The organism is Candidatus Rickettsia tasmaniensis (genome assembly GCF_036857515.1).
GTDB lineage: Bacteria > Pseudomonadota > Alphaproteobacteria > Rickettsiales > Rickettsiaceae > Rickettsia > Rickettsia rickettsii.
Window position 1 is genome coordinate 1 of the sequence record NZ_JAQCNX010000023.1, and the last position, 10530, is coordinate 10530.

Below are 10530 nucleotides of genomic sequence, written 5' to 3' on the forward strand. Positions count from 1 at the left end.
CGAGTATACTCAATGAGTCGGTGTTGTTGCATAATTCCAAAGCCGTCATTGCGAGCGAACGTAGAGAGCGTGGCAATCTCATGAAATAATAACAAACTCCTGAGATTGCTTCGTCAATTACTTACGTAATTTCCTCGCAATGACGACGTCTCTCGTACTTTAAAAAAACTATAAGATAAAGTAAGTACTTTAATGTCTTGCATTTCAGGATCAAACTCAAAATCCTTATCTATATAAAATGTAACCGGCATTAAGACTTTTTCGCCGGCTTTTAATAATTGTTCTTCAAAACAAAAACAATGAATTTTTACGAAATATTTTCCTGCTTTATTTGGAGTAACATTATATACGGAAGTACCTATTATATCGTTATCGCTTAGATTCTCTGTTTCATAGAACACTAGAGTATTCTGCCCCGGAACAATTTGCACTCTTTGCTGCCTTGGAATAAACCGCCAAGGTAAATCTTTATCAACATTAGCATCAAACTCGATAATTATAGGCTTAGTGCCTTTTACCTTAGAATATACACTCACCGTTTCTTTTGCAGTAGTACCACCATATCCTGTAACTTTACAAAATAAATTATAGATAGGTACGGAAGCAAAACTGAGTAACACCATACTAATTATTAATCCCAGCAAGGAAAAAGCTAAATTTTTATTGGATTTTTTAGACATTATTTGATTTTATTTAAAAATACTCTAGAAAAAGTTTATTTTAGATTATATATGTGTTAGTATAAAAAAAATAGTTTTTAAGGTTAGTATGACTAATAATATTAATGCATTAGCAATTTCTAGCGAATCAGGATTTTATAGCTACTTACAGAAAATCAATAAAATTCCTTCACTTACGCAAGAAGAAGAATTGTTATTAGCAAAATCCTATTTAGAAGGGAATGATTTACAAGCTGCACATAAATTAGTAACAAGCCATCTTAAACTTGTTGCAAAAATTGCAAGCGGCTATAGGACTTACGGTCTTCCTATTACCGAATTGGTTTCAGAAGGTAATATGGGTTTAATGCAGGCAGTAAAAAAATTCAATCCCGAACTTGGTTTTCGCCTATCAACATATGCGATGTGGTGGATTAAAGCAGCCATACAAGAATATATATTAAAATCTTGGTCATTAGTAAAGATGGGAACAACAGCCGCACAAAAAAAATTATTTTTTAGTCTTAATAAAGTGAAGCATAAAATTACTAATTTATACTCAAGGGCTATTACTACCGATGATTTGGCACAAATAGCAGATGAGCTAGGCGTTTCGGTTAATGAAGTTTCTGAAATGAATACTAGAATTTCAGGTCCTGATTTATCGTTAAATAACTCTATAAATAGTGACGATGCAGAATCCGGGGAATTAATAGAACTATTACCGGAAACACGCCCTACTCCTGAAGCTATGGCTATTAATAAGCAAAATTCTACCAGTAAAAGGCAGTTACTATCAAATGCTATGAAGATTTTAAACGATAGGGAACTTCGTATTTTAACAGAGCGTAAATTAACGGATACTCCTAAAACTCTAGATATTCTAAGCAATGAGTATAATATTTCTAAGGAACGTATTAGACAAATAGAAAATACGGCTTTTGAAAAAATAAAGAAGTTTATTTTAAACCATAGTAGAGAAGTAGCTTAAGCCTTATTGGACTGTCATCCCGTGGTCAAGCCACGGGATCCAAAAACAACTAATAGTATTTTTAACTGGATACCGCGATCAAGTCACGGTATGACAACGGAAAAACGATCCGCCCAACAATGCTTTCGTAGAAATGACATTAGTTCAGTACACCTGACCATTCTGGATCAGAAGCATCTGCCGGTGTCATAATTTCTCTTTCATTATGACCTGTTATATCAATTGCAAAAATTTTGTTTTTTCCCGGAGCTTTAGCTCTCGACGGCCAACCTTTAGCAAACATAATAACTCGTCCGTTAGGCGACCAACAAGGACTTTCGACTAAATATCCGCTTGTTATTATCCTTTCACTATTCTCATCATCTTGGGTGCATGCTTTCATAATTCCGATATTAAAAGTTTTTCCTCCGTCTCCTCTAGTAATCTTAGTAAATGCTATATAGTCTCCTCTAGGCGACCAGCTGGGAGCTGCGTAAGAACCACCGCCAAAACTAATACGCTGAACGTCACTTCCATCTGAATTCATGATATATAATTGAGGCACACCGTTTCTATCGGAGTTATATACAATTTTTTTACCGTCCGGTGAATAGCTAGGAGAGGTATTAATACCGAATCCGTCAGTTAATTTATGAAGCCGTTTAGTAGCAAGGTCGATTTCATAAATATGCGTCGAACCGTTTTTAGCTATCGACATTACAGCTTTTCTACCGTCCGGTGAGAATCTAGGAGCAAAAGATATACCGGGGAAATCACCTACTACACTTTCTTTGCCTGTTTTTAAATCTTTTTCATAAACGAGTGCTCTGCTTTTAGTAGCATATGAAACGTAAAAAATCTTATCCGCTGAACGAGCAAATCTTGGGGTTAAGACTAGTGACTTTCCGTTGGTAAGGTATTTATTATTAGCCCCGTCATAATCCATCAAAGCAATTCTTTTTATTTTCGGTAAAGATCTGCTTTCTGATACATACACTATTTTAGTGTCAAAATAACCGGCATCACCGGTAATTTTTTCATAAATTTTATCGGCAATTTTATGTGCTGCTCTTCTCCATAGATTTTCCGGTACTTCAAGAATTTCACCGGCGAGCTGTTTTTCAAGCAACGTATCCCATAATATAAAGCTAACTTTAAATTTACCGCTTTCTAGTTTTTTAACTTCACCGTTTACTAAAAGACTAGCATTCATGTGACGCCATGCAGCAAAAAGCGGTTTATATTCTATTCCTGTCTTCGCTTCTATAAAAGAGGCAGCAGAAATAGGACGGAATAACCCCGAAAGCTTTAAATCATTAGAGATAACTTTAACCATATCGTGACCTAATACATCAGCGGCAGAATTATCGGCATCAAATTTATTGACCGCTATAGGTGTCGGGTCAGCTCGCCCATGCTCAATGTTTATTGTTTCAAGTGCATAGCTGGTAAAGCTAAATAATAGTGATAGTATAAAATATATAATATTTCTCACTTAAAATACTCGTTTTTATCAAATTCCGTTATGGTTGTTGTATGTCATTCCTGCGAAAGCAGGAATGACATACATTACCCAAAAATCTTCATCAGTTCTTCCCATTCTCTCTTAGTCATATCACTAGTTTCATGGGTAACTTTTTCACCGTTTATCATTCTTTTAATTACATCCAAACCTTTACGTGAAATATTTGCTCCCTGCAAACGATATTCTTCAAAAGCTTCGTAAGCAAAAGGAACCCAAGCTTTGACTATCTCAAGCATCTTTTCAGCATAAACTCTAATTTCATATTGAGCGTGAGGGTCGGCTCGCAATCTTAAAAAATGAAGTAAATTATGTAAATTAATCTTCCAATACCATTCCGTATAATAATTTAAAGTTAAATTCATACGAGCAAGCTCTCTTGCTATCCCTGTGGCGTTCTCATCTATAATATTACCCTCTTCATCGGCATTCATCAGTTCCTTATAATGCCCGTAGCACTGTCTAGCATCTTCCTCTAAAATTGCAAGGACCTTTTCAGCCACTTCTTTCGGTAAGCTATCCCCTTCCCTACATTGTTTATTTACAGCAGATTGGGAAGCAATATTTGCCGGTTCAGGTAGATAAAATTCATTACCTAAAATAGAATACCTTGCCGAATATTCGTTAACGCTAGCTGTTCTATGCCTAATCCATTGCCTTGCAATAAATATCGGTAGTTTAATATGGAACTTGATATCACACATCTCAAAAGGAGTGGTATGATAATGACGAAGCAAGTAGTTTATCAGCCCTTTATCTTGGTTTAATTGCTTCGTACCCTTACCGTAAGAAACACGAGCTGCTTGTACTATAGCACTATCATCCCCCATATAGTCGATAACTCTAATAAAACCGTAATCTAACACTTTTATAGGCTCATATAAGATTTCTTCAAGTGCCGGGACTGTTACTCTTTTTGTGGTGTTATGCATTCTATTTATCCTTTATGTTTTTCTTTAAATTAACCTTTCCGATGTCATTCCTGCGAAAGCAGGAATCCAGCGTAAAGCGAGATAAATCGAACTTTTAAAAAGCTTTAAAGTATTGGATTGGATTCCCGCTTTCGCGGGAATGACATCGATCCTTAAGTTGACACCCATACACTTCTGCAGGAATGACATAAAGTTATGGCAAATAACTATATAAATTCTTACCATTTCTTTTTAGCCATAATTTTGCCGGTTGGTATTCGGGATATATATCCTCAACTAGCTCCCAAAAATTTTTACTATGGTTCATTTCTTTTAAATGTGCCATTTCATGAGCTACTAAATATTTCAGTACTTCAAAGGGGGCAAAAACTACCTGCCAATTAAAAACAAGATTCCCTTTGCTACAACAACTCCCCCAACGGCTAACATTTTCCATTATTCTAATATTGGAATAAGTCAAATTATGTTTTTTAGATATATTCTCTACTATTATTTTTATTTCTGCTAATAATTTCTTTTTAAGGAATACTTCTATACTAAGTTTTTTTAGTACCTGACTACAATACACTTCTAACGTAGAATCATTTAATTTTATCTGATTTTTAGACAAATCAATATGTATTATTTCATAAGATTTACCCAAAATAGAAATCTTATCTTCATCTTGTGGTATCGCAGTTACATTACGACGTAATTTTTGCCTAACCCAATATTCTTGACTTAACAAAAAATTATGACCCTTTTCGGCCTTTACCTTAAGAGGTAATACAAGCTCTGCACCTTTAGACGTAATGCGGATGGCTATATTTTTAGCTTTGCTACTCCTTCTTACTATAACATTTTGAGGTTCACCATATTTGGTAAGAGTAATAACATCTTCCATTTAAAATTCTATATACTTATTAGGATCAACTGCTATTTTATTTTTACGCATAGCAAAATATAATTCATGTTCTACATGTCCGATAACACTATTTCTAGCAATTTTATCACCTTTTTTCAGTAATAAATCATCTAAACTCGCATATGCTACTTCTAGATCGTCTTTATCTAATTTAACTATTACTAAATTACCGAATTGCTTATTATAACCTGAATATATTACTGTTCCTGCAGCTATCGATTTAACTTCACTATATTCTTTAGCTGCAATATCTATCCCTTTACTTTTACCGGCTTTAAACTCGGTAATAATTACCCCATTTAACGGTTTTACAAAGTTTAATTGTTCTATCGCTTCTTCATCTTTGTCTTCATTCTGAGACATAGGAATCTCAATATCATCATTATCATCTTCTATAATTTTTGCCTTTGGCTCTTCGAGTCTACCGCTAACTTTTTCTGACGCGGAATTGTCTTCCATAGTTCTTTGAACTATCAAACCCTCATCGTGATCTAGTTCGGTAGAATTATTATTTGCAGTAACATCTCCTACTTTATACTCAATTGGAGCCGGTGGCTGATCAACACAAGCAACTAAACAAAAACATATAACGATACTAAGTACAACAGGATATTTCATATATTTAACAAAACTATTATTTACATTAGAAAACAAATATTACATAGTATATAATTTTTATCATTATTTTCCATCAAAAAATTAACTATGAAAACTTATAATATTGTCATAGCTAGTGATCATTCAGGTTATGAGCTTAAGTCTGAAATTATCAATTATTTAGAGCAGAAATCTCTAAAGATTTATGACTGCGGAACAAATAATACACAAACCGTTGATTATCCTGATTATGCTAAGAAAGTAGTAGATATTATTATTGAAAAATCAGCACCTATCGGTATTTTAATTAGTGATACGGGGATTGGTATGTCTATAGCTGCGAATCGTAGCTCGGAAATAAGAGCCGCTTTGTGCAACAATATATTAACTGCCGAAAATGCTAAAGCTCATAATGACGCTAATATCTTGATACTCGGAGCAAAAACCATAGACCAAAAAATAGTATTTGATATTATAGATAAGTTTTTAACTACCCAATTTGAAGGCGGCAGACATAGCACCCGCCTATCAAAGATAAAATAGTTGTATAAACTGTTAAACATTGTTATTATCCGTCATTGCGAGGAGAGGCAAAGCCTCGACATGGCAATCTCAGGCATTTTGCACCTATTTCATAAGATTGCCACGCTCCTTGCAGTCGCTCGCAATGACGATTTGGTATCCATGCGCAATAAAGCCAAACTATAATATAAATTATGCTGCTTAATATGAATCTTCAAGAGTTGAAACAAAAATATAATTACGATGTTGCAACGAAAATGATGCAGCAATATCTAGACATTAAATTTGCTCATTTAGATTGTTTACTACTATTTAGAATGGGTGATTTTTATGAAATGTTCTATGAAGATGCAATTCTAGCAAGCAATGTACTTGGCATTGCTTTAACAAAGCGCGGCAAAAACGGCAAAGAAGAAATTGCGATGTGCGGAGTACCTTATCATGCCCTTGAGAATTATTTAACTAAGTTAATTGAAGAAAATTATAAGGTTGCTATTTGTGATCAACTAGAAACACCTGAAGAAGCAAAGAATAGAGGCGGTTATAAAGCGGTAGTTACTAGGGATGTTACACGTATTATAACTCCGGGAACTATAATTGAAGAAAATTTAATTGCTTCAGCCGAACCTAATTATTTAGCAAGTCTCGTAATACCGAAAAATAAAGAAACAGCTAGCCTTTGTTATGTTGATCTTTCTACTTCCGAAATTGTTGTAGTTAATGTACCGGAAACGGAAATTCTTAATGAGCTGGCTCGTTTAAAACCTCGTGAAATTCTGCTTAGCGAAAATCTGAGATCTTCTAATCTTGCGGATAGTATTTTCAAACAATTAAATTTTCGTATTACCTATCAAGTTGATAGTTTTTTTGCGATTAATAAATGCGAAAAAATCATTTTAGATTTTTATAAAATGAAAGATATTAAAGGAATCGGCGAGATATCTAGTAGTCAAATTTGTGCCATAGGTAGCGTTTTAGAATATTTATCGTTAACGCAAAAACAAAATATTCCTCATTTGCCAATCCCTAGAATTATCAATTTTCATAGCTATATGACTATTGATTTCTCTACTAGACGCAACCTTGAAATTGTAACAAACTCACAAGGCGGCTCACAAGGAAGTTTATTAAGCACCCTTAATCATACGGTTACTAAACAAGGCGGACGTTTACTATATAATTTTCTTTCAAGTCCTTTAACCAACATTGCTAAAATAAATCATCGTTTAAATATTACTGAGTTCTTTTATTCCAACTTAGAAATAGTAAAAAAAATTAGAGAACTTCTAAAAAGAACTAGTGATATAGAACGCTGCTTAACACGTATTACGATGAACAGAAGTTCAGGTCGTGATTTACTTAGCATTAAATATACTTTAGAAACGGCAACGATTATTAAAGGAGTATTCTTTGACGCTTACGGTTTTAATTTACCTGATTTTATCGAAAAAATTATTAAACCTCTATCAGGCGATGCAGAATTATATAATTTAATAGACGAAACAATACAAGAAGATGCACCGAATAATTTAAATGACGGAGGTATAATAAAACATGAATATCATCCGAAAGTAGCCCAATTACATGATTTAATTAATAACGGAAAATTACATATTGAAAAGCTAAAAGATCAATATCGCAAAGAAACGGGAATAGACAGTTTAAAAATCTCTCATAATAATGTTATAGGACTTTTTATCGATATCACCGCCAAAAATGTTAATAAAATCCTTGATCCCAAATTTATTCACCGTCAAACAACGGTTAATCATGTTCGTTACACTACTGCTGAACTACAAAAGCTTGAAAGTGAGTTAGTCAACGCTAAAACCTTAATAATAAGCTTAGAAAAAGAATTATATGCGGATATTTGTAGCCAAGTAATCGAAAAAGCTTCCTATTTACGAATGCTTGCAAGCTCCTTAAGCGGGCTTGACGTATTCTGTAATTTTGCTTACATCGCTGATGAATATGATTATGTTAAGCCTGAGTTTACCAATGATTTAAGCTTTGATATCGTTAAAGGACGGCATCCTGTAGTAGAGAAAGCACTACAGCAAGAAAGCAAAAGCTTTGTATATAATGATTGTCATTTATCGGAGCTTGAGCGTATTTGGTTAATTACCGGTCCTAATATGGCAGGTAAAAGTACTTTTTTACGTCAAAACGCCATTATTGCAATCATTGCTCAAATAGGTTCTTTTGTGCCGGCAAAAAGTGCTAAAATAGGGGTAGTCGACAAAATATTTAGCCGAATAGGTGCTACCGATGACTTAATTAAGGGACAATCGACCTTTATGGCAGAGATGCTTGAAACCTCGGCAATTCTTGCTCAATCTACAAAAAACTCACTAATCATACTTGATGAGGTAGGTAGAGGCACATCCACTTATGACGGGGTATCTATAGCATGGTCGGTGCTTGAATATATTCATGATAAGCTGAAATGTCGCTGTTTATTTGCAACGCACTATCATGAGCTAACCGTTATGCGTAATTTCCTGCCGGCTTTGCAAAATTATACTATTGCTATTGAGGAGTCAGGTAAAGATATTCTATTTTTACATAATATTATATCAGGTGCTGCCGATAGGTCCTACGGTCTTCATGTTGCGGCTCTTGCCGGTCTTCCTGCGAGTGTTATAAACAGAGCTGAGCAGATTCTGCTTAAATTTGAAAAAACTTCTACAGGTAAAGGAAAAAATATTTTATCAACGGAATCAAATAATTTGAGTTTGTTTTATCTTGAACCTAATAAGACTACTATAAGCAGCAAATTAGATAAAAAATTCAGCACTATCGATCCTGATAAACTATCCCCTAAAGAAGCACTTGAGTTAATTTATGAGTTAAAGAAGTTGGTTTGATGCGAGTTTGGCAGTGCCTGCGTGGATCAGTTTTTTCATCATTGCGAGGAAAAACTGCAAGTTTTGACGAAGCAATCTCAGGAGTTTGTTATTATTTCATGAGATTGCCACGCAGCCTACGGCTGCTCGCAATGACGATCTAGTTATCTATGCAATCTTGCCTCCCTTTCCAACCAATATTTACTACAGGCGAAAAAATTAGGATTCGCGAAACTTTCTTTACCGTAAGTAATTTCTTGTCCATGCGTATCTAAAATATTACCACCACCGGCTTTAATTAAAGCATGACCTGCTGCTATGTCCCATTCCATAGTTTGACCGAATTTTGGATATATATCAGCTGCTCCTTCAGCAATTAAGCATAGTTTAATTGAACTGCCTATTGCATTTATTTGACTGAATGAATACTTACTTAAAAATTCTTTAGTAGCTTTATTTGAATTATAAAAACCTATTACCGCATTAAGCTCTTCATGTTTAGGTTCATGATTAACAAATATTTCTTTAGAATTCTGTTCGATTTTTAACTGACCGTTTACATCGGTATAATATAGCTTTGCTGTTTCAGGGTGATATATCAAGCCGATGGTTGGAAAACCGTTTTCAATGAGCCCTATATTGACCGTATATGTACTTTTACCGTTTACATAGCTCCATGTCCCATCAATAGGATCGATTAACCAAAAAGTATCACTGCTGAATATAGGTAGCGGCTGCTCTTCACATACTATAGCTATTTGAGAGGTTAAGGTTTGTAGAGTTTGATAAATTATTTTACTAATTTCCTTATCAGCATTAGTGACTACTGACCCATCTGATTTAATATCAGTCAATATTCCTGCCTTTTTTATATCTAGTGCAATCTTGCCGGTATTAATAATTAAATCTTTTAAAGCATTAATTAAATTGTCATTCATAATTATTTATTTAACATCTTTGCAGCTGTATCATCTTCTAACCACTGACCGGTATTTAAAAACGTAGATTGCTGCAACTCAGCGATTTGATGATCAGGTGACCCCGGTAACATTTGCCATCCCAAATATTCAATTCCATAATATCCTATATCAACCATACTTAAATAAGAGTCCATATTTTCTAAATCTTTTTTATTATTTGCAAAAATTACTATTTTTTTAGGTTGTTTCGGTATAATTTTTAAGAACTCTATAAGAGCTTTTACTCTATTTATATTACCGGTAAATATTATACCTAAATAAAAAATAGGGGCTTCAGCATCGCTTGGATTAAATCTAAATACATCTTTATCATTAACTTTATTAGTAAAATTAATATTGAGTCCGTAAAGTAAGGTATATAACCATCCTTCATAATTTTCAATTAAATTACATGGGGCCGTTATTTCCTGAAGACCTAAAACCGTTGCACCTTGCTGTTTCATCTTATTAATTAAATCTACCCATTTAGATTCAACAAGCATCATTTGACGCTGCACTATCAATTTTGCAATAGTTTTATTAACTGATGCGTTACCCGCTGCAAGACTATATAAATATTTAGTAAAATTTATATAAGAATTATCCTGATATCGAAATA

General features: G+C 34.0%; 10 protein-coding genes. 3 read left to right on the top strand and 7 right to left on the bottom strand.

Going from position 1 to position 10530, the window contains the following annotated elements; all coding sequences use genetic code 11:
* Positions 1-113: 113 nt before the first annotated feature.
* A complete protein-coding gene (locus tag O6R16_RS06010; protein ID WP_499680424.1) occupies positions 114-680 on the bottom strand; it encodes a cytochrome c oxidase assembly protein in 567 nt (188 codons plus the stop codon).
* 88 nt (positions 681-768) lie between these two features.
* Here O6R16_RS06010 and rpoH point away from each other — a divergent pair, with 88 nt between their 5' ends.
* Complete coding sequence (gene rpoH / locus O6R16_RS06015) at positions 769-1650, top strand: RNA polymerase sigma factor RpoH (RefSeq protein WP_499680425.1); 882 nt, start codon at positions 769-771, stop codon at positions 1648-1650.
* Positions 1651-1789: 139 nt separating this feature from the next.
* On the opposite strand, the gene tolB is transcribed toward rpoH, so the two are convergent.
* The 4 genes from tolB to O6R16_RS06035 all read right to left on the bottom strand — a co-directional run bounded on the left by tolB (position 1790) and on the right by O6R16_RS06035 (position 5641).
* Positions 1790-3124: a Tol-Pal system beta propeller repeat protein TolB gene (tolB, locus tag O6R16_RS06020; protein WP_499680426.1), complete on the bottom strand. Its 1335-nt coding sequence runs from the start codon at positions 3122-3124 to the stop codon at positions 1790-1792.
* Between the two features lie 74 nt (positions 3125-3198).
* Positions 3199-4083 (bottom strand): FAD-dependent thymidylate synthase, encoded by an 885-nt coding sequence (gene thyX, locus O6R16_RS06025; protein ID WP_014120663.1) that lies wholly within the window; start codon positions 4081-4083, stop codon positions 3199-3201.
* Between the two features lie 193 nt (positions 4084-4276).
* On the bottom strand, positions 4277-4966 hold the full coding sequence (locus O6R16_RS06030; RefSeq protein ID WP_499680427.1) for a M48 family metallopeptidase: 690 nt from the start codon (positions 4964-4966) through the stop codon (positions 4277-4279).
* The gene (locus O6R16_RS06035) at positions 4967-5641 is read right to left on the bottom strand and encodes a murein hydrolase activator EnvC family protein (protein ID WP_499680428.1); all 675 of its coding nucleotides are present in this window, start codon (positions 5639-5641) and stop codon (positions 4967-4969) included.
* 51 nt (positions 5642-5692) lie between these two features.
* On the opposite strand from O6R16_RS06035, the gene rpiB reads away from it, so the two are divergent.
* On the top strand, positions 5693-6127 hold the full coding sequence (gene rpiB, locus O6R16_RS06040; RefSeq protein ID WP_010977056.1) for a ribose 5-phosphate isomerase B: 435 nt from the start codon (positions 5693-5695) through the stop codon (positions 6125-6127).
* 185 nt (positions 6128-6312) lie between these two features.
* A complete protein-coding gene (mutS, locus tag O6R16_RS06045) occupies positions 6313-8973 on the top strand; it encodes a DNA mismatch repair protein MutS (RefSeq protein WP_499680429.1) in 2661 nt (886 codons plus the stop codon).
* Between the two features lie 143 nt (positions 8974-9116).
* Here mutS and O6R16_RS06050 read toward each other — a convergent pair whose 3' ends face one another.
* Entirely contained in the window at positions 9117-9890 is a 774-nt protein-coding gene (locus O6R16_RS06050; protein ID WP_499680430.1) for a 3'(2'),5'-bisphosphate nucleotidase CysQ family protein, read from the bottom strand.
* A 2-nt stretch (positions 9891-9892) separates the two neighbouring features.
* Positions 9893-10530, bottom strand: a 638-nt coding sequence (locus tag O6R16_RS06055) for a DUF2608 domain-containing protein (protein ID WP_499680431.1), incomplete at its 5' end; no start/stop codon positions are given.